This window comes from Pantoea sp. 18069, assembly GCF_902706035.1.
Taxonomy (GTDB): domain Bacteria; phylum Pseudomonadota; class Gammaproteobacteria; order Burkholderiales; family Burkholderiaceae_C; genus Comamonas.
This window is the reverse complement of sequence record NZ_CACSJA010000002.1, coordinates 354999-372343: the sequence shown is the minus strand read 5'-3', so window position 1 is coordinate 372343 and position 17345 is coordinate 354999. Positions and strand designations below refer to the sequence as shown.

The window sequence follows — 17345 nt, the reverse complement described above, 5'->3', positions numbered from 1 at the left end:
TGGAAATTATCGCCGCGGGCACGATGCGCTGTACGCCAAGGAACCGCCATGCAAGAGACAAACCCCCAGAATTCCGCCTCCTTTACCGTGCGCCATGCCGTGATAGACCTGCTGCGCCAGCTCGGCATGACGCGCATTTTCGGCAACCCGGGCTCGACCGAGCTGCCGCTGTTTCGCGACTACCCCGAAGACTTCTCCTATGTGCTGGGCCTGCAGGAGGCCGTGGTCGTGGGCATGGCCGACGGCTATGCCCAGGCCACGCGCCGCGCGAGCTTCGTGAACCTGCATTCGGCCGCGGGCGTGGGCCATGCGATGGCGAATATCTTCACCGCCTTCAAGAACCGCACGCCTATGGTGATCACCGCGGGCCAGCAGGCGCGCTCCATACTGCAGTTCGACCCGTTCCTGCACTCCAGCCAGGCGGCCGAGCTGCCCAAGCCCTATGTCAAATGGAGCTGCGAGCCCGCGCGCGCCGAAGACGTGCCGCAGGCGCTGGCACGCGCCTATTACATCGCCATGCAGGAGCCGCGCGGCCCGGTGCTGGTGTCGATTCCGGCCGATGACTGGGACCACCCGGCCGAGCCCATCCAGGTGCGCGAAGTCGGCTTCGAAAGCCGGCCCGACCCGCGCGTGCTCGACCTGATAGGCGCGGCGCTCGACGGCGCGCGCGCGCCGGCGCTGGTCGTGGGCGCGGCCGTGGACCGCGGCGACGCCTGGGACGCCGTGGTCGCGCTGGCCGAGCGCCACCAGGCGCGCGTCTATGTCGCGCCGATGTCGGGGCGCTGCAGCTTTCCCGAAGACCATCCGTTGTTCGCCGGCTTCCTGCCGGCGATGCGCGAACGCATCGTGCAACTGCTCGGCGGCCACGACGTGGTGTTCGCCGTGGGCGCGGCGACATTCACCTACCATGTCGAAGGACAGGGGCCGCACATTCCCGACGGAGCGGCGCTGTACCAGCTGATCGAGGACCCGGCCATCGCCGCCTGGGCGCCCGTGGGCACGGCGGCCATAGGCAATATCCGCCTGGGCGTGCAGGAGCTGCTCGCGCGGCCCGCGCCCGCGGTGCGCGCCGCTCCCGCACGGCGCGCACCCGCGCCACGCGCCAGGCCGCCCGAAGCCGGCCAGCGCATGTCGGTGGCCTGGGCGATGCAGACGCTGGCCGAAGTGCGTGACCCGCGCAGCATCATCGTCGAGGAAGCGCCGAGTTCGCGCTCGACCATCCAGGCCCATCTGCCTATCTTCCATTCGGGCACGTTCTACACCATGTGCAGCGGCGGCCTGGGCCACAGCATGCCCGCGGGCGTGGGCGTGGCGCTGGCCGAGCCGGCGAAGAAAGTCATTGCCGTGATCGGCGACGGCTCGAGCATGTATGCGATCCAGGCGCTGTGGAGCGCGGCCCAGCTGCGGCTGCCAATCACCTTCGTGGTCCTCAAGAACCGCCGCTACGCGGCGCTGCAGGAATTCGCCAAGGTGTTCGGCTACCGCGACGGCGAGAAAGTCGAAGGCACGGAGCTGCCCGACATCGATTTCGTGGGCCTGGCCAAGGCCCAGGGCTGCGACGGCGTGCACGTCGATGATGCGCTGCAGCTGCGCGCCGTGCTCGAGGCGGCGATCGCCGCGCCGCGGCCCATGCTCGTCGAAGTCGAAGTCGCCTGAAGCAGGGCGGCCCGAAGACCCGGGACACAACAATAAATTCACAAGGAGACAAACCATCATGACAACCCATTTCCATGCCACGCGCCGCCAGGGCCTGAAGGCTGCGTCGGCGCTTGCCGTGGCCGCGCTAAGCAGCATTGCGCTGCCGGCGATGGCCCAGAACTGGCCCGAGAAGCCGGTGCGCCTGGTCGTCAACTTCGCGCCCGGCGGCGCGGCCGACGTGCTCGCGCGCGCCATCCTGCCCCAGCTCTCCAAGACGCTGGGCCAGCCCGTGATCATCGAGAACAAGCCGGGCGCGGGCGGCAACATCGGCATCGCCGAGACCGTGCGCTCGGCCAAGGACGGCTATACGCTGCTGCTGAGCTCGGGCGGGGCGATCACGATCAACCCGATGATCTACGAGAAGCTCAGCTTCGATCCCGCGCGCGATCTCACGCCTGTCGCCGCCGTGGCGCGCGTGCATGTCTATCTCGAGACCCATCCCGATGTGCCGGCGAAGAACGTCGCCGAGTTCATCCAGTACCTCAAGGCCAATCCGGGCAAGGTCAGCTATGGTTCGCCGGGCCAGGGCAGCTCGCCGCATCTTGCGGGCGAGATGTTCAAGCGCATGGCCAAGGTCGACGCCGTGCACGCGCCGTACCGCGGCGCCGCGCCCGCGCTCAACGACGTGATCAGCGGCCAGCTGCAGTACTGGTTCGATCCGGGCCCGGGCCTCAAGCATGTCGACGCCGGCAAGCTGCGCCTGCTGGCCGTGGGCAGCCCGCAGCGCTCGCCCCAGTACCCGGATGTGCCCACGCTCGCGGAAAGCGGCCTTCCGGGCTTTGACGCCGACACGCTGTTCGGCATCTACGCGCCCACGGGCGTGCCCGACGTGGTGGTCAGCAAGGTGCGCGACGGCATCGCCAAGGCCATGGAGCAGAAGAACGTGCGCGACATCGTCGCCGGCCTGGGCGCGACCCCGGCCGTGATGACGCGCAAGCAGTTCATCGACCACCACGCGGTCGAGGCCCAGCGCTTTGGCGAGCTGGTCAGGAGCATTGGCCTGAAGGCCGACTGAACGGCAGGCGCGCGCGGTTGCGCCCGTACCTGCGCAGCCTCATGCGCCGAACGACAGCGCGCCGGCGGGCAGCGGCTGGCCCAGCGCCGAGATCAGCGCGGTGTAGTGCATGGCCTCGTCGGCGGCCAGGCGTCCGGCGACCTTGGCCAGGTCGCGGTTGGCAAACGCGGGAATCACGCCCACATAGGCATTGGTCGCGCCCAGCTCCAGGCGCGCCGCGAGGGCCAGCACGTCGTTCTGGGTCCTGAGAGTGTTGGCCTTGAGCGATTGGACATAGACGTGCATGGGGCGCTCGGCCACGGGGGCGCCGCCGAGCTTCTGGATGGTGGCGATCAGCGCGTCGCGGTGGGCCTTGTGGTGGCTCTGGAACAGCACGGCCACATCCAGCACGGGCTTTTGCAGCAGGCCGCTGCCCGCACCCAGTTGATAGGCGTTGATGGCTTCATGTTCGAGCCCCAGCGCGATGTTGAGAATCGAGACATCCTGGGCCGCATCGCCGCCCATGCCCTGGGCCAGCGCGTCCCGGCCCGCGAGCATGGCCACGGCCACGGCGGACAAAGTGCCCGTGGTGCCGAGGAATCCGCGGCGCGAGGCCAGCGGGGTGGAATTGTCTGCAAGCAAATGGGTGTTCATGATGGCTCCTGTGGGGTGGATGTCGGCACATTCCAGTGCCTGACACTTGAGATACGCAGCCCTGGCGCCATCGGATTCAGCTGAATGCGAATATTTTTGCGCCCCGCCAGCCACAGGGCTGCATCCAATCGGCCCTTGCCTGCGTATAGCCAGCTACACAAGGGCCAATCCTCTGGGTTGGCGGCAAACCAACAGCGCCTCTGCAAGCCAAGGCTTCTTTGCACAATGATGGGCATGAGCGTAAATACACCGGACAGCGAACTGATGGACCTTTTAGACCGCATCGCCGTGCAGGAGGAAGCCGCGCTCAAGCAGCTCTACGAGCACAGCGCCGCGCGCCTGTACGGGCTCGCGCTGCGCATTCTTGGCAACCGGGAATGGGCCGAGGATGTGCTGCAGGACAGTTTTCTGGGCATCTGGCGCAATGCCGCAAGCTACCGCGCCTCGCTGAGCCCGCCGCTGGCCTGGATGGGCATGGTGGTGCGCAGCCGGGCCCTGGACTTCCTGCGCCGGCGCCGCGCCGAGCGCATGCATGTCAGCGTCTCGCTCGACGATGCCGAAGGTTTCCTGCCGGCCAGCGACGCCCTGGGCCCCATGCAGCTGGCACAGGCCAGCGAGCAGGCGCTGGTGCTGCACCAGTGCATGCAGCGCCTGGAGCAGGCCCAGCGCGAGGTGGTAAGCCTGGCCTACCTGCGCGACCTGAGCCACAGCGAACTGGCCAGCCAGTTGAAACTTCCGCTGGGCACCGTCAAGACCTGGGTGCGCCGAAGCCTGGAGCAGTTGCGCAAATGCATGGCCCGGCATATATGAAGCCCTCCCTGAGCCGCCCTTGGCTGGCTGCCCCTGAGTTGGAGCATGCCAGTTTCAGGCGCTGCAGATGATGCGATCACCGTGGATAACCGAGAAGGTGGCACCATGAACCTGATACAGAACCCTGAACTGCTCGACCGCCTCGCCGCGGCCCATGCGCTGGGAACGCTGCGCGGCGGCGCGCGCCGGCGCTTTGAGCACCTGGCGCGCGAACATGCGCAGGTGCGCGCCACGGCCTTGCTGTGGCAGGAGCGCTGGTCGGCGCTGTCCGAAGTGCAGGCGCCGGTGCAGCCCGATGCCGCGGTCTGGACCCGCATCGACAATCTGCTGCAGGCAGAGAAGGAACGCGCGGCCCAGACGCTGCGTCGTCCACAGGCCGTGCCTGCGTCCGGTCTCTCCTGGTGGCGCAATGCCGCCTGGGCCGGAGCGTTCGCCACCGTGGCCGCCGTCGCGGTGGGCCTGTGGTCCCACCAGGACCTGCGCCAGGCCAGCGCGCAGCAGCTGGCGTTGCTGCAAAGCCAGTTGCAGACCGCGCAGGCGGCGCCGCAGATCCAGTATGTGGCAGTGCTCGCGGATGGCAGGCAAGAGGCGTCGATGCTGGTGACGTTCGATGCGCGCCAGAACCGCCTGGTGCTGCAGCGCGTCGGCGGCTTTCGCGAAGGCGCGGATCAATCGCTGCAGTTGTGGGCCTTGCCGCCGCAAGGCGGGCCCAGGTCGCTGGGCGTGCTCGGCCAGGGCCGGCTCGAGCAGCTCCCGGCCCAGGAAGCCCAGGTGCAGACCGTGCCCATGCTGGCCATCAGCCTCGAGCCCAGGGGCGGCGTGCCCAGCGAAACCGGGCCGACGGGGCCGGTGCTGTTCACCGGTGCGCTGATACGGCGGGATTTGTAGGCCCTGGAGGTCAGGCTGGCCAGATCCAGACCAGCGCACTGGTCATCACCAGATAGCGCAGGAACTTGCCAATCGCCATATAGAACACGCAGGGCCAGAACGGCAGGCGCAACCAGCCCGCGACCACGCACAGCGGATCGCCGACCAGCGGCAGCCAGCTCAGCAGGCAGGCCTTGGCGCCGAAGCGGCGCAGCCAGATGCGCGCCTTGCGCTCATGGCGCGAGGGCTGGCGCGCGGCCTTGCCGGTGCGCGGGCCGCCTTCGATCAGGTGGCGCTCCTTGGCCTTGTGCCAGGCCTTGTGCGCGCCCAGGCCCATCCACCAGCTGATCGCGCCGCCCAGCGTGTTGCCGACCGTGGCGACGAAAATCGCCTGCCAGAACAGATCGGGGTTGAGCTGCAGCAGCCCGGCGACGGCGGGCTCGGAGCCCAGCGGCAGCAAGGTCGCCGAGATCAAGGCGACGAAAAACACCGTGCTCAGCCCGAATTGCGGCAGCGACAACCATTCCAGCAACTGGTGTATCCATATCTCCATGAGGCGCAAGTGTAGGCCTGGGCTGGCTTGTCTTTATCCAGACCGCGGTTATTGTGCTTGCTTGACAAGACAAACAGAGGTGTAGCGCGATGCCTGGACAACAAAGAGTGGGTAGGGCGGTGGGCAGGGGCTGGGTACACAGCTGCCTGGGCGTGCTGGTTTTGGGGCTGGCCAGTTGTGGGGTGCTGCCGCCCCCGGGGGCGGCCGGGCAGGACGAGGCACAGGCTTCGGCCCGGGCCCAGGCCGAGATCGCTTCGGTGCTGGCGCAGGCCGAGTGCCGGCGCCTGGCCGGCCAGCGCGCGCGCCTGCAGGCGGTGCAGACAGCGCTTGCGCGCGAGGGCATGGCGCTGCGCGTGCTCGGTTGCCCGCAGCTGGCGTCGGGAGCGAACGCTGCAGCCGGCCAACAGGTGCTCGCGGTCGCGGTGCAGGTGGTCGACGGCGAGCGCGCGGCCCGGACCGTGCGCGGCCCGCTGGCCGATGGCGAACTGCTCGACATGGGCAGCGATGCACCCCAGGGCGCGTCGGGCCTCACGCAGCGCGTGAGCACCGCGAATCTGGCGAAGCCGCCCGAAGATGCGTTGTCGCCCGATGTGCTGCACAACCGTGCGTGGCTGCGCACGCTGATGGGCCGCGAGGGCTTGCGCGCCGTGGCCGACACCTGGTGGGCCTTTGCGCCACGCTGAGCGGCCGGGTAGTTGATGCGGCCCTGGTGGCTTTCAACCGCATTCTTTCTGCTGAAAAATTAAGCAGATACAATCTCGCCTCTTTTTCCCACCGCCCTTTCCCAACCTGAATCCTTCGATGGCTGCGCTGCGCATTGGTCATATTCCGCTGGAAAACCGCTTGTTTGTCGCCCCCATGGCCGGGGTGACCGATCGGCCTTTCCGCCAGCTGTGCAAGGCGCTGGGCGCGGGCTATGCGGTCAGCGAAATGGTCACGTCGCGCAAGGACCTGTGGAGCAGCCTCAAGACGTCGCGCCGCGCCAACCATGAAGGCGAGCCCGGGCCGATCGCGGTGCAGATCGCGGGCACCGATGCCGAGATGATGGCCGACGCGGCGCGCTACAACGTCGAGCGCGGCGCGCAGATCATCGACATCAACATGGGCTGCCCGGCCAAGAAGGTCTGCAACAAATGGGCCGGCTCGGCGCTGATGCAAAACGAGAAGCTGGCTGTGGAGATCGCCCAGGCCGTGGTCGAGGCCTGCGCCCCGGCCAATGTGCCGGTGACGCTGAAAATGCGCACCGGCTGGAGCGACGACCACAGGAATGCCGAAGTGCTGGCGCGCGCGTTCGAAGGCGTGGGCATACAGATGCTCACCGTGCACGGACGCACGCGCGAGCAGGGCTACAAGGGCTTTGCCGAGTACGACACGATTGCCGCGGTGAAGGCCGCGGTGCGCGTGCCCGTGGTCGCCAACGGCGACATCACCTCGCCCGAAAAGGCGCGCGATGTGCTGGCCTACACCGGCGCCGATGCGATCATGGTCGGCCGCGCGGCCCAGGGCCGGCCCTGGATCTTCCGCGAGATCGGCCATTTCCTGGCGACCGGCGAGCACCTGGCGCCGCCGCTGGTGGCCGAGCTGCGCCGCCTGCTGCTCGACCATCTGCAGGACCATTACAGCCTCTACGGCGAAGGCACGGGCGTGCGCAGCGCGCGCAAGCACATCGCCTGGTACCTGCGCAGCCTGCCCGGGGGGGAGGCCTTGCGCCAACATATCAACACCATCGAGGACTGCGGCGTGCAATGGCAGGCCGTGGCCGACTACCTGGAGCAGCTGGCCACGCAGATGGACCGGCTGCCGGTGGCGGCTGCGTACGGCCACGCCCAGCCTCTAGAAGAATCCGCAGGACAGACTGCATGAGCAACCAGAATATTGAACAATGCGTGCGAGACAGCCTCGAGAGCTATTTTCGCGACCTGGATGGCGAAGCGCCCAACAGCATGTATGACATGCTGCTGCGCGTCGTCGAGAAACCGCTGCTCGAAGTGGTGATGAGCCAGGCCGACCACAACCAGTCGCGGGCCGCCGAATGGCTGGGCCTGAACCGCAACACGCTGCGCAAGAAGCTTGTCGAGCACCAACTGCTCTGAGCGCGCACCCCCTTTTTGAAAGCCGTCGAGCCCGCGCGTTCGCACGCTTTCGCCCCGTTTCCTTTTGAAAATATCCCACCATGTCCCTCACCGCACTTCTTTCCGTCTCCGACAAGACCGGCATCGTTGAATTCGCCCAGGCGCTGCACGCCATGGGCGTGCGACTGCTGTCGACCGGCGGCACCGCCAAGCTGCTCGCCGACAAGGGCCTGCCCGTGACCGAAGTGGCCGAAGTCACCGCCTTCCCGGAAATGCTCGACGGCCGCGTCAAGACCCTGCACCCCAAGGTCCACGGCGGCCTGCTCGCGCGCCGCGACGTGCCCGCCCACATGGCGGCCCTCAAGGAGCACGGCATTGACACCATCGACCTGCTGGTGGTGAACCTGTATCCGTTCGAGGCGACCGTCGCCAAGCCCGGCTGCACGCTGGCCGATGCGATCGAGAACATCGACATCGGCGGCCCGGCCATGGTGCGCTCGGCTGCGAAGAACTGGGCCGACGTCGGCGTGCTGACCGATGCTTCGCAATACCCGGCCGTGCTGGCCGAGCTGCAGGCCGGCGGCAAACTGTCGAACAAGCTGCGCTTCGAGCTGTCGGTCGCGGCGTTCAACCGCATCGCCCAGTACGACGGCGCGATCAGCGACTACCTGTCGAGCGTGCGCTTCGAGGAAGACAAGCTGTCGGAAGAATACGTGCCCGAACGCGCCACCTTCCCCGGCCAGGCCAACAGCCATTTTCTCAAGGTGCAGGACCTGCGCTACGGTGAAAACAGCCACCAGCAGGCCGCCTGGTACCGCGATCTGGCACCCGCTGCCGGCTCGCTGGCCACGGGCCAGCAGCTGCAGGGCAAGGAACTGTCGTACAACAACATCGCCGACGCCGACGCCGCCTGGGAATGCGTCAAGAGCTTCGAAGCACCGGCCTGCGTGATCGTCAAGCACGCCAACCCCTGCGGCGTGGCCGTGGCCGGCAATGCGCATGACGCCTATGCCAAGGCCTTCCAGACCGACCCGACCAGCGCGTTTGGCGGCATCATTGCCTTCAACCGCACCGTCGACCTGGCCGCGGCCCAGGCCGTCGCCAAGCAGTTCACGGAAGTGCTGATGGCCCCCGACTTCACGCCCGAAGCGCTCGAAGTCTTCAAGTCCAAGGCCAATGTGCGCCTGATGAAGATCGCGCTGCCCGCCGACTACAACCAGGTGCGCAACGTGATCGAGACCAAGCGCGTGGGTTCGGGCATGCTGCTGCAGACCGCCGACAACCATGAGCTGCAGCTCGCCGACCTGAAGATCGTGACCGTCAAGCAGCCTACCCAGGAAGAACTGCAGGACCTGCTGTTTGCCTGGAAGGTTGCCAAGTACGTCAAGAGCAATGCCATCGTGTTCTGCAAGAACGGCATGACCATGGGCGTGGGCGCGGGCCAGATGAGCCGCCTCGACTCGGCGCGCATCGCCTCGATCAAGGCCGAAGCCGCCAAGCTGTCGCTGCAGCACACCGTCGTCGCCAGCGACGCGTTCTTCCCGTTCCGTGACGGCCTCGACGTGGTGGTGGATGCAGGCGCGACCTGCGTGGCCCAGCCCGGCGGCTCGATGCGCGACCAGGAAGTCATTGACGCCGCCAACGAGCGCGGCGTGGCCATGGTCTTCACGGGCGTGCGCCACTTCCGTCATTGATCTGACGCGCTGATGGTGCAGCCGTCTTCCCCTGCCTCCAGGCGCTGGCGCCGGGTGGGGCTGGGCGTGGCCGTTGCCATGGTGCCGGCCTTGTTCGCCTGGCTGGCCTGGCAAAGCATCCACAGCCGCCGGCCGCCGCCGCCCGCGCCAGCCGTGAGTGCGGCCCCGCTGCCCGCGGCCAGCGAAGGCTGGGCGCAGGTGCAGGCCCAGTTCTGCCTGCGCTGCCATGGCATGGAGCAGACCCATGTCGGCCCGGGCTTTGCGCAGATCGCCCAGCGCTACCGCGGCGAGCCGGACGCGCTCGCATACCTTGCACGCAGGATACGCGAAGGCAGTGCCGGCGTCTGGGGCCGCAAGCTGATGCCGCGCCAGCCGGGCATCAGCGCCGAGCAGGCGCAGGCCATGGCGGTCTGGCTGCTGGCCCAGCCCGACCCGCCGGCGCACTAGCGCCAGAAGTGGCGGCCATGGGGGTCGATGGGGGCTGGCTGTCATGCTTAGACTTGCCAGGGGGGCTTGTGCAGCGATTCCAATGGAATGCAATCAATTGCAAGAAATTTGCAAAATAATTTCATCTGATGGTGATGTGATTCCAGGTTAGGTATCATCGAACGCACAGAACCGAGCAATTCAAACCAGGCAGGAGAATGACATGCTTTCAACCCCTCGCCCAACCCCCGACCCCGCCGTTGTTTTGACAAAAGCCACCCTGCGGGCCGCCGAACAGCTGGGATTGAGCAATGCCGATCTGGCTGCAGTCATTGGCGTCAGTGAGGCCACGGTTTCCCGCCTCAAGTCCAGCGGCCGGCCCATCAGTCCAGCAACCAAGGAAGGCGAACTGTCGTTGATGCTGATTCGCGTGTTCCGCTCGTTGGACCCGTTGATCGGCGGCGATGATGCCAAGCGCAAGAACTGGATGGGCAGCTACAACAAGGCGCTGCTTGGCTCTCCCAACGAGTTGATCCGCAAGGCCGACGGCTTGGTCAGAACCCTTTCCTATCTTGATGGCATGCGCGCAGCAACATGAAGGCTGAGACCTGGGACCCGGCCTGGCTGGAGGAGCATTGCGTCAACCTGAGCATGGAGAACGCATGGAGAGGGGTGGAAACGCAATACATCGCCGCCTCCATGAAGCTGGTGGACTCGCTGCAAGAGCAGGAGTTGCTGGAGCAACTGCTCGAAAGCAGCAAACCACCCGCCGCGCAAAGCACCACGGCCAAGCATTACCTGCTGCTGAGCCCGTTTCGCTATTTTCCGCAGCACAGTTCACGTTTCCGACCAGGCCAGCAAAGCGGCCTGTGGTATGGCTCATCCACCCTGCCCGGGGCTTGTTCGGAAGTTGCCTGCTGGCGCATGCGCTTCATTCAAGATAGCGCGGGGCTGGTGGCTGATGGTGAACTGGTCACGGAACATACGTTCTATCAAGCTTCCGTGCGCGGGCGCGCCATCAACTTGATGGGCCATCCATGGGTGCAACTTTCTCATTTGTGGAAGCACGCTTCTGACTACAGTGCGACCCACAAGCTGGCAGAAGCCGCAACTGCCGCTTCAATCGATTGGATTCAATACGAGTCAGTGCGAGCGCCAAGCTGTGCCTTGGCCGCAGCCCTGAGCCCCGATGCGGTGTTTGCAGACAACGCCGCGCTGGAGCAATCCAGGCAAGAGTGGATTTGCAAGGCGACCAGGGAGACCGTGATGATGATCAGCAAGAGCGGGACTGAACGCTTTGAATGGCGCGAGTAGCAAGGGCCTGTTGACAACGCCTGGACCTGAATGACAAAAGCCCCGCAGGCCAAAACCTGCGGGGCTTTTTCATCGGTATGCAGCGTTTACAGCGTCTTGAACACCGCGCGCGCGGCTTCGATGGTGCTGTCGATATCGGCGTCGGTATGGGCCGCGCTCACAAAGCCCGCCTCATACAGCGCGGGCGCGAAGTAGTGGCCGCGCTCGAGCATGCCATGGTAGAACTTGTTGAAGCGCTGGCCGTCGGTGCGCATCACTTCGGCATAGGTCGTGGGCAGTTCGGGCAGGAAGAAGAAGCCGAAGAGCCCGCCTTCGTGGTCGCCGCAAAACGGCAGGCCGGCTGCGTGCGCGGCTGCCGTGAGGCCCGCGATCAGCCGGCCCGTGCGGCGGTGCAGCTGCTCGTGGAAGCCCGGCTGGCTGATCAGCTCGAGCGTCTTGAGGCCGCAGGCCGTGGCGATGGGGTTGCCCGACAGCGTGCCCGCCTGGTAGACCGGGCCCAGCGGCGAGAGCCTGGCCATGATCTCGCGGCGCGCGCCGAAGGCCGCCATCGGCATGCCGCCGCCTATCACCTTGCCCAGCACCGTGATGTCGGGCGCAAAGCCCGGAATGTGCTTCGCGTAAACGCTTTGCGCGCAGCCCAGGGCCACGCGAAAACCGGTCATCACTTCGTCGTAGACCAGCAGCGCGCCATGCTGCGTGCACAGCTCGCGGATGCGGCGCGTGAACGCGACGCTGGCGCGCACGAAGTTCATGTTGCCGGCAATCGGCTCGATCATCACGCAGGCCAGCTGCTCGCCGTAGAGCTGGAAGGCTTCCTCGAGCTGGGCGATGTCGTTGTACTCGAGCACCAGCGTGTCCTGCACGGCTTCGGGCGTGACGCCGGCGCTGGTCGCATTGCCGAACGTCGCCAGGCCCGAGCCTGCCTTGACCAGCAGGGCGTCGGAGTGGCCGTGGTAGCAGCCGTTGAACTTGATGATCTTCTTGCGGCCCGTGAAGCCGCGTGCCAGGCGCATGGCGCTCATGGTCGCTTCGGTGCCCGAGCTGACCAGGCGCACCATTTCCATAGCCGGCAGCAGCGCGATCAGTTTCTCGGCGAGCGTGACTTCGCGCTCGGTGGGCGCGCCGAAGCTGAAGCCGTCGAGCGCGGCTTCCTGCACGGCAGCCAGCACTTCGGGGTGGCCGTGGCCCAGAATCATCGGGCCCCAGGAGCCTATGTAGTCGACGAACTGCTGGTCGTTGGCGTCCCAGAAATAGGCGCCCTGGGCGCGCTGCACGAAGCGCGGCGTGCCGCCGACGGCATTGAAGGCGCGCACCGGCGAGTTCACGCCGCCGGGGATCACGGCCTTGGCGCGTTCGAACAGGGGAAGATTCAGGTCAGTGTTTGGTGTCATGGGGTGGCATCACAAAGCCCTCGAGGGGCAGTGGTTCATTCACCGATCGGCCCAGCGGGGTCGCGGGCGCGGGCGCCGCTTCCTCGTTTTCGGCATCGGCATCGAGTTCGTCGTCCTCGGGCTGGGCCCAGAACATGCGATCCGGCAGGAAGTGGCCCATGCCCGGGCGAAAGCCGTTGTCCAGGCTGTGGTCCAGGTATTCGAGCGCTTCCTGGGTGGCGCTGATCAGGTCGTTGCCGCTGGCCACCAGCGCCGTGAGCGCCGCCGACAGGGTGTCGCCCGCGCCGCTGAACGAGCCGTCGAACATCTCGAAGCGGTGGCTGGCGAGCACCGCATGCTGGGTCGACAGCACGTTGTCGAGAAACTGCTCGGGCAGCGGAATGCCGGTCACGAGCACATAGGGCACGCCCAGTGCGTCGGCGGCCATCGCCAGGTCGCGCGCGCTGGGGCTGCGGCTTGCATCCCAGTCGGGCAGCAGCCAGCGCCACAGCGTGCTGTGGTTTCCGACCAACACCGAAGTCTGCGGCAGCACCAGCTCGCGGAATGCGTCGAGGTACTGGTCGAGCAGGTCGTCGCGCCACCAGGACAGCTCGGGCATGTAGCTGATGATGGGCAGGTCGGGGTAGTCGGACGAGATTTCGGCGATCACCGCCAGGTTCTCGGGGCTGCCCGCGAAGCCGACCTTGATGGCGCGCACCGGCAGGTCCTCGAGCACGGCCCGCGCCTGTTCGTCGACGCAGTCGTCGGCAAACGCGTAGTGCTCGAAGATGCGGCTGGTGTCGCGTACGTAGGTGCCGGTGACCACGCCCAGCGGGTGTCCGCCGACAGAAGCGATGGTGGTGATGTCGGCCGTCAGGCCTCCCGCGCCGCTGGGGTCGCTGGCGTTGAATACCAGCACGCACACTGGCTGCGCGACATCGAAGTCTTCGGGCGCGGGTGCGCCCAAGGCGGTGGATGGGGTGGGAGTTGTTGCCATGATGGGCCTTAGTTTGCCCCTGCGCCAATGCCTGGGTGTGTCAGGGTGATGACTGGATACAATCGTTGCATTCTATGTGAAGGCCCTTTAAGCTGTGACGAACCCTAAGACTTGGATGTGTTTGATCTGCGGCTGGCTGTACCACGAGGAGCTCGGCTGTCCGGAACATGGCATTCCAGCGCAAACCCGTTGGGAAGACGTTCCGATGAACTGGACCTGTCCGGAATGCGCGGCCCGCAAGGAAGACTTCGAGATGGTTGAAATTTGAGCGCAGGGTGCACCTGCGCCGTGGTTTGACTGGGAGGATCTCAAGTGACAACGACAGCGGACGCACCTTTGAAGGTACTGGTGGTGGACGACAGCAACACCATCCGGCGCAGTGCCGAAATCTTTTTGCGCCAGGGCGGCTACGAAGTGCTGCTCGCCGACGATGGTTATGACGCGCTGGCCAAGGTCAACGACCACCAGCCGCAGCTGATCTTCTGCGACATCCTGATGCCCAAGCTCGACGGCTACCAGACCTGCGCGATCATCAAGCGCAATGCGCGCTATGCCGATACGCCCGTGGTCATGCTCTCGTCCAAGGACGGCGTGTTCGACAAGGCGCGCGGGCGCATGGTCGGCTGTCAGGAATACCTGACCAAACCCTTTACCAAAGACCAGTTGCTGCAGGCCGTGCGGCAATTCGGCAAGATTCCCCAAGGAGCGATGTGATGGCTGTTCAGAAGGTGCTGGTCGTTGATGACTCGAAGACCGAGCTGATGTTTCTGACGGATTTGCTGCAGAAAAAAGGCATGCAGGTGCGCTGTGCGGAAAACGCCGACGAGGCCTTTCGCTGCCTGGCCGAGGAAAAGCCCGACCTGATCCTGATGGACGTGGTCATGCCGGGACAGAACGGCTTTCAGCTCACGCGGGCAATCACACGCGATCCCCAGTACGCCGATGTGCCCATCATCATGTGTACCAGCAAGAGCCAGGAAACCGACCGCGTCTGGGGCCTGCGCCAGGGCGCGCGCGCCTACATCACCAAGCCCGTGGACCCGGCAGAGCTGCAGGCCAAGATCGACGCGCTGGGCTGAGCGGCGCTGTTCCATGGCCAATCGTGAAGCACTGAGACAATTGCATGCGCGGCTGGCCGCGCGGCTTCAAGCCGCCCGCAGCGAAGGCGTGGCCGCGGCCAGCTGGCTGGCCGTCGAGGCCGGCGGCAGCCGCTATCTGATGCCGCTCGCGCATGCGGGCGAGATCTTTCCCTGGTCGGGCGTGCTGCGCGTGCCCTACACCCGGCCCTGGCTGATGGGCGTGGCCAACCTGCGCGGCACGCTGGCCGCGGTGGTCGACTTTCCCGGCCTGCAGGGCAGGGCCGTGGTGCGCAACGAGATGACGCTGGCCGACGCGAGCCTGCTGGCCTTCAATCCGGCACTGGAGGTGCATGCGGCCCTGCTCGTGGACCGCCTGCTGGGATTGCGCGGCGCGCAGAATTTCACGGGCATGCAGGATGCCCCGCCCGATGCCCCAGGCTACTGGGGGGCGACCTACTTCGACGAGGCGGGCGATTCCTGGCAGGAAATCGATCTGCAAAGCCTCGCGCAAGACCCTGTATTTCTCCATATCCGTGCCTGAGTTTTCCCCTGTGAGGCTGTGTCATGTCTTTTGCCCAGAAAATTGGAAAAATGTTTCAGCGCCGTTCCGCCGGCAGCGGCGAAGGGCTGAGCGATCTGTCTGACGCAGACGTGGCGCAGGAGCCCGCGCGCAATGCTCCGGCCAGCCTCTACGGCGAAAGCGGTCTTTCGTCGTTCACCGACGACGAGCGGCAGCTCCATGAAGAGCAGGTGTCGCTGCCCCTGCTGGGCCGCGCGCCCGCGGCGCAGCAGCAGCGCCGCCTGCTGATCATGCTGGCGGTCGGCGTCACCGTGCTGGCGCTGATGGCCGGCTGGGTGCTGCAGCAGGCCGAGCGTTCGGCCCAGCAACTGGCCGCCAATGGCCAGGCGCTGATGCAGTCGCAGCGCCTGGCCAAATCGGCGTCGCAGGCGATGACCGGCAATGGCCCGGCGTTCGACGGTCTGCAGGAAAGCGCGGACGTGCTCGCTCGCAGCGTGCGCGCGCTCGCCGGTGGTGACGACGCGCTGGGCGTGGCGCCGCTGGGCTCCGAATACGCCGATGCGCTCGCGGAAATCACGCCATTGATGGAGCGCGCCGAAAGCAGCGCCCAGCAGGTGATGGCGCAGCGGCAGGTGCTGATGCAGGTCGGCGACGCGCTGCGCGCGGTGAACCGCCAGTCGTCGGATCTGCTCGAAGTCGCCGAAACGATTGCCTCGCTCAAGCTGCAGCAGGGCGCGTCGCCCGCCGAGATCTCGGCCGCTGGCCAACTGGTGATGCTGACCCAGCGCATAGGCAAGTCGGCCAACGAATTCCAGACCGCCGAAGGCGTGAGCCCCGAAGCGGTATTCCTGCTCGGCAAGGACCTGGCCTCGTTCCGCGAAATCGCCGAAAGCCTGCTCAACGGCAGTGCTGAACTGCGCCTGGCGGCGACGCGCGACGCGCAAACGCGCGAGCAGCTGCAGGCGCTGATCGCGCTGTATGAGCAAACGCGTACCGGCGCCAGCGCCATCCTGGGCAACCTGCAGGGCCTGGTGGCCGCGCGCGAAGGCCAGACGACGATCAACAACGACAGCGAAGCGCTGCGCCGCGGCCTCGAAGCATTGCAGGGCCAGCTGCGCTCGACGGCGGGATTGGGCGCGGGCCAGTTCGCACTGCTGGGCCTGGTGGGCCTGTTCGTGCTGCTGTGCGGCGTGGGCATTTCGCGCGTGCAGCTGCTCGACAGCCGCAACCGCCAGGGCGCGGCCGAGCAGCAGCAGCGCGACGCGCGCCGCCAGGAGCACGAAGCCAAGCGCGTCAACGACGCCAACCAGGCGGCGATTTTGCGGCTGATGAACGAGCTGCAGTCCGTGGCCGAAGGCGACCTGACTCAGGAAGCCACGGTGACCGAGGACATCACGGGCGCGATCGCCGACTCGGTGAACTACACCGTGGAAGAACTGCGCCTGCTCGTGGGCAGCGTGCAGAACACCGCGACGCGCGTGGCGCAGACCACGGCCAAGGTCGACAGCACCTCGACCGAGCTGCTCGCGGCATCGACCGAACAGCTGCGCGAGATCCGCGAAACAGGCCGCTCGGTGCTCGACATGGCGACGCGCATCAACCAGGTCTCGGCCCAGGCCCAGGAGTCGGCCGCGGTGGCGCGCCAGTCGCTGCAGGCCGCGGACCAGGGCCTGAAGGCGGTGCAGAACACCATCGGTGGCATGAACTCCATCCGTGACCAGATCCAGGACACCTCCAAGCGCATCAAGCGCCTGGGTGAGTCGTCGCAGGAGATCGGCGAAATCACCGAGCTGATTTCCGACATTACCGAGCAGACCAATGTGCTGGCGCTCAACGCCGCCATCCAGGCCGCTTCGGCCGGTGAAGCCGGCCGGGGCTTTTCGGTCGTGGCCGAGGAAGTGCAGCGGCTGGCCGAACGCTCGGCCGATGCGACGCGGCAGATTTCGGTGCTGGTCAAAGCGATTCAGACCGACACCCAGGATGCGGTTGCGGCCATGGAGCGCTCGACCCAGGGCGTGGTGCAGGGCGCCGAGCTGTCCGATACCGCGGGCACGGCGCTCAGCGAGATCGATAGCGTTTCGCGCCGCCTGGCCGATCTGATCGAACAGATCTCGCAGTCCACCTCGCGCGAAGCCGATCTGGCCAACGGCGTGGCCGACAATATCCAGCACATTTTCGCGGTGACCGAGCAGACTGGCGAAGGCACGCGCAGCACGGCCCAGCAGGTGCGCGAGCTGTCGCACATGGCCGAGGAACTGCGCCAGTCGGTGGCCCGATTCAAGATCGCCTGAGGCGTC

General features: G+C 66.5%; 20 protein-coding genes. 16 read left to right on the top strand and 4 right to left on the bottom strand.

The window, feature by feature from the left end; translation table 11 throughout:
- The first annotated feature begins 48 nt into the window (after positions 1–48).
- Entirely contained in the window at positions 49–1656 is a 1608-nt protein-coding gene (mdlC, locus tag GVL12_RS03840; RefSeq protein ID WP_159911312.1) for a benzoylformate decarboxylase, read from the top strand.
- A 58-nt stretch (positions 1657–1714) separates the two neighbouring features.
- Positions 1715–2713: a tripartite tricarboxylate transporter substrate binding protein gene (locus tag GVL12_RS03835; RefSeq protein WP_159911311.1), complete on the top strand. Its 999-nt coding sequence runs from the start codon at positions 1715–1717 to the stop codon at positions 2711–2713.
- Positions 2714–2752: 39 nt separating this feature from the next.
- On the opposite strand, the gene GVL12_RS03830 is transcribed toward GVL12_RS03835, so the two are convergent.
- Entirely contained in the window at positions 2753–3346 is a 594-nt protein-coding gene (locus GVL12_RS03830; RefSeq protein ID WP_159911310.1) for a ferritin-like domain-containing protein, read from the bottom strand.
- Positions 3347–3580: 234 nt separating this feature from the next.
- Between GVL12_RS03830 and GVL12_RS03825 the strand changes: the two genes are divergently transcribed.
- Together GVL12_RS03825 and GVL12_RS03820 are read left to right on the top strand one after the other, a co-directional pair.
- Entirely contained in the window at positions 3581–4156 is a 576-nt protein-coding gene (locus tag GVL12_RS03825) for a sigma-70 family RNA polymerase sigma factor (RefSeq protein WP_159911309.1), read from the top strand.
- A gap of 105 nt (positions 4157–4261) precedes the next feature.
- The gene (locus GVL12_RS03820) at positions 4262–5044 is read left to right on the top strand and encodes an anti-sigma factor (protein WP_159911308.1); all 783 of its coding nucleotides are present in this window, start codon (positions 4262–4264) and stop codon (positions 5042–5044) included.
- Positions 5045–5054: 10 nt separating this feature from the next.
- Here the strand turns inward: GVL12_RS03820 and GVL12_RS03815 are convergent, their stop codons facing one another.
- Positions 5055–5576, bottom strand: coding sequence for a YqaA family protein (locus GVL12_RS03815; RefSeq protein ID WP_200843477.1), 522 nt, complete (start codon positions 5574–5576; stop codon positions 5055–5057).
- Positions 5577–5758: 182 nt separating this feature from the next.
- Between GVL12_RS03815 and GVL12_RS03810 the strand changes: the two genes are divergently transcribed.
- The 7 genes from GVL12_RS03810 (at position 5759) to GVL12_RS03780 (ending at position 11082) form a co-directional block, all read left to right on the top strand.
- Positions 5759–6259 carry a D-Ala-D-Ala dipeptidase gene (locus GVL12_RS03810; RefSeq protein WP_159911307.1) on the top strand — a complete coding sequence of 167 codons (501 nt, stop codon included), beginning with the start codon at positions 5759–5761 and terminating at the stop codon, positions 6257–6259.
- A 127-nt stretch (positions 6260–6386) separates the two neighbouring features.
- Positions 6387–7439, top strand: coding sequence for a tRNA dihydrouridine synthase DusB (gene dusB, locus GVL12_RS03805; RefSeq protein WP_200843483.1), 1053 nt, complete (start codon positions 6387–6389; stop codon positions 7437–7439).
- Positions 7436–7669: a Fis family transcriptional regulator gene (locus GVL12_RS03800; protein ID WP_159911305.1), complete on the top strand. Its 234-nt coding sequence runs from the start codon at positions 7436–7438 to the stop codon at positions 7667–7669. The genes dusB and GVL12_RS03800 overlap by 4 nt, the downstream gene beginning before the upstream one ends.
- 80 nt (positions 7670–7749) lie before the next feature.
- On the top strand, positions 7750–9342 hold the full coding sequence (gene purH, locus GVL12_RS03795) for a bifunctional phosphoribosylaminoimidazolecarboxamide formyltransferase/IMP cyclohydrolase (RefSeq protein ID WP_159911304.1): 1593 nt from the start codon (positions 7750–7752) through the stop codon (positions 9340–9342).
- Between the two features lie 12 nt (positions 9343–9354).
- Entirely contained in the window at positions 9355–9789 is a 435-nt protein-coding gene (locus GVL12_RS03790; protein ID WP_159911303.1) for a c-type cytochrome, read from the top strand.
- 202 nt (positions 9790–9991) lie between these two features.
- Positions 9992–10366, top strand: a complete 375-nt coding sequence (locus tag GVL12_RS03785) for a helix-turn-helix transcriptional regulator (RefSeq protein ID WP_159911302.1) — start codon at positions 9992–9994, stop codon at positions 10364–10366.
- The gene (locus tag GVL12_RS03780) at positions 10363–11082 is read left to right on the top strand and encodes an RES family NAD+ phosphorylase (RefSeq protein WP_200843476.1); all 720 of its coding nucleotides are present in this window, start codon (positions 10363–10365) and stop codon (positions 11080–11082) included. Before GVL12_RS03785 ends, GVL12_RS03780 begins: the two co-directional genes overlap by 4 nt.
- An 86-nt stretch (positions 11083–11168) precedes the next feature.
- Here the strand turns inward: GVL12_RS03780 and hemL are convergent, their stop codons facing one another.
- Both hemL and GVL12_RS03770 read right to left on the bottom strand, forming a co-directional pair.
- A complete protein-coding gene (gene hemL, locus GVL12_RS03775; protein ID WP_159911301.1) occupies positions 11169–12473 on the bottom strand; it encodes a glutamate-1-semialdehyde 2,1-aminomutase in 1305 nt (434 codons plus the stop codon).
- On the bottom strand, positions 12457–13449 hold the full coding sequence (locus GVL12_RS03770) for a bifunctional hydroxymethylpyrimidine kinase/phosphomethylpyrimidine kinase (protein ID WP_159911300.1): 993 nt from the start codon (positions 13447–13449) through the stop codon (positions 12457–12459). The genes hemL and GVL12_RS03770 overlap by 17 nt, the downstream gene beginning before the upstream one ends.
- A 115-nt stretch (positions 13450–13564) precedes the next feature.
- Here GVL12_RS03770 and GVL12_RS03765 point away from each other — a divergent pair, with 115 nt between their 5' ends.
- The 5 genes from GVL12_RS03765 to GVL12_RS03745 are packed head-to-tail and all read left to right on the top strand — an operon-like array spanning position 13565 to position 17339.
- Positions 13565–13717, top strand: coding sequence for a rubredoxin (locus GVL12_RS03765; protein WP_159911299.1), 153 nt, complete (start codon positions 13565–13567; stop codon positions 13715–13717).
- 44 nt (positions 13718–13761) lie between these two features.
- Positions 13762–14163, top strand: a complete 402-nt coding sequence (locus GVL12_RS03760; RefSeq protein ID WP_159911298.1) for a PleD family two-component system response regulator — start codon at positions 13762–13764, stop codon at positions 14161–14163.
- A complete protein-coding gene (locus tag GVL12_RS03755) occupies positions 14163–14528 on the top strand; it encodes a PleD family two-component system response regulator (protein WP_159911297.1) in 366 nt (121 codons plus the stop codon). Before GVL12_RS03760 ends, GVL12_RS03755 begins: the two co-directional genes overlap by 1 nt.
- Before the next feature lie 13 nt (positions 14529–14541).
- Positions 14542–15069: a chemotaxis protein CheW gene (locus tag GVL12_RS03750; RefSeq protein WP_159911296.1), complete on the top strand. Its 528-nt coding sequence runs from the start codon at positions 14542–14544 to the stop codon at positions 15067–15069.
- Between the two features lie 50 nt (positions 15070–15119).
- A complete protein-coding gene (locus GVL12_RS03745) occupies positions 15120–17339 on the top strand; it encodes a methyl-accepting chemotaxis protein (RefSeq protein WP_200843474.1) in 2220 nt (739 codons plus the stop codon).
- The last annotated feature ends 6 nt before the right edge of the window (positions 17340–17345 follow it).

What these genes read in the sequence shown, in the direction of transcription:
- mdlC (WP_159911312.1), top strand. Translation starts at nt 49, where the DNA reads ATGCAAGAGACAAACCCCCAGAATTCCGCCTCCTTTACCGTGCGCCAT.
- GVL12_RS03835 (WP_159911311.1), top strand. Translation starts at nt 1,715, where the DNA reads ATGACAACCCATTTCCATGCCACGCGCCGCCAGGGCCTGAAGGCTGCG.
- GVL12_RS03830 (WP_159911310.1), bottom strand. Translation starts at nt 3,346, where the DNA reads ATGAACACCCATTTGCTTGCAGACAATTCCACCCCGCTGGCCTCGCGC.
- GVL12_RS03825 (WP_159911309.1), top strand. Translation starts at nt 3,581, where the DNA reads ATGAGCGTAAATACACCGGACAGCGAACTGATGGACCTTTTAGACCGC.
- GVL12_RS03820 (WP_159911308.1), top strand. Translation starts at nt 4,262, where the DNA reads ATGAACCTGATACAGAACCCTGAACTGCTCGACCGCCTCGCCGCGGCC.
- GVL12_RS03815 (WP_200843477.1), bottom strand. Translation starts at nt 5,576, where the DNA reads ATGGAGATATGGATACACCAGTTGCTGGAATGGTTGTCGCTGCCGCAA.
- GVL12_RS03800 (WP_159911305.1), top strand. Translation starts at nt 7,436, where the DNA reads ATGAGCAACCAGAATATTGAACAATGCGTGCGAGACAGCCTCGAGAGC.
- purH (WP_159911304.1), top strand. Translation starts at nt 7,750, where the DNA reads ATGTCCCTCACCGCACTTCTTTCCGTCTCCGACAAGACCGGCATCGTT.
- GVL12_RS03790 (WP_159911303.1), top strand. Translation starts at nt 9,355, where the DNA reads ATGGTGCAGCCGTCTTCCCCTGCCTCCAGGCGCTGGCGCCGGGTGGGG.
- GVL12_RS03785 (WP_159911302.1), top strand. Translation starts at nt 9,992, where the DNA reads ATGCTTTCAACCCCTCGCCCAACCCCCGACCCCGCCGTTGTTTTGACA.
- GVL12_RS03780 (WP_200843476.1), top strand. Translation starts at nt 10,363, where the DNA reads ATGAAGGCTGAGACCTGGGACCCGGCCTGGCTGGAGGAGCATTGCGTC.
- hemL (WP_159911301.1), bottom strand. Translation starts at nt 12,473, where the DNA reads ATGACACCAAACACTGACCTGAATCTTCCCCTGTTCGAACGCGCCAAG.
- GVL12_RS03770 (WP_159911300.1), bottom strand. Translation starts at nt 13,449, where the DNA reads ATGGCAACAACTCCCACCCCATCCACCGCCTTGGGCGCACCCGCGCCC.
- GVL12_RS03765 (WP_159911299.1), top strand. Translation starts at nt 13,565, where the DNA reads ATGTGTTTGATCTGCGGCTGGCTGTACCACGAGGAGCTCGGCTGTCCG.
- GVL12_RS03755 (WP_159911297.1), top strand. Translation starts at nt 14,163, where the DNA reads ATGGCTGTTCAGAAGGTGCTGGTCGTTGATGACTCGAAGACCGAGCTG.
- GVL12_RS03750 (WP_159911296.1), top strand. Translation starts at nt 14,542, where the DNA reads ATGGCCAATCGTGAAGCACTGAGACAATTGCATGCGCGGCTGGCCGCG.
- GVL12_RS03745 (WP_200843474.1), top strand. Translation starts at nt 15,120, where the DNA reads ATGTTTCAGCGCCGTTCCGCCGGCAGCGGCGAAGGGCTGAGCGATCTG.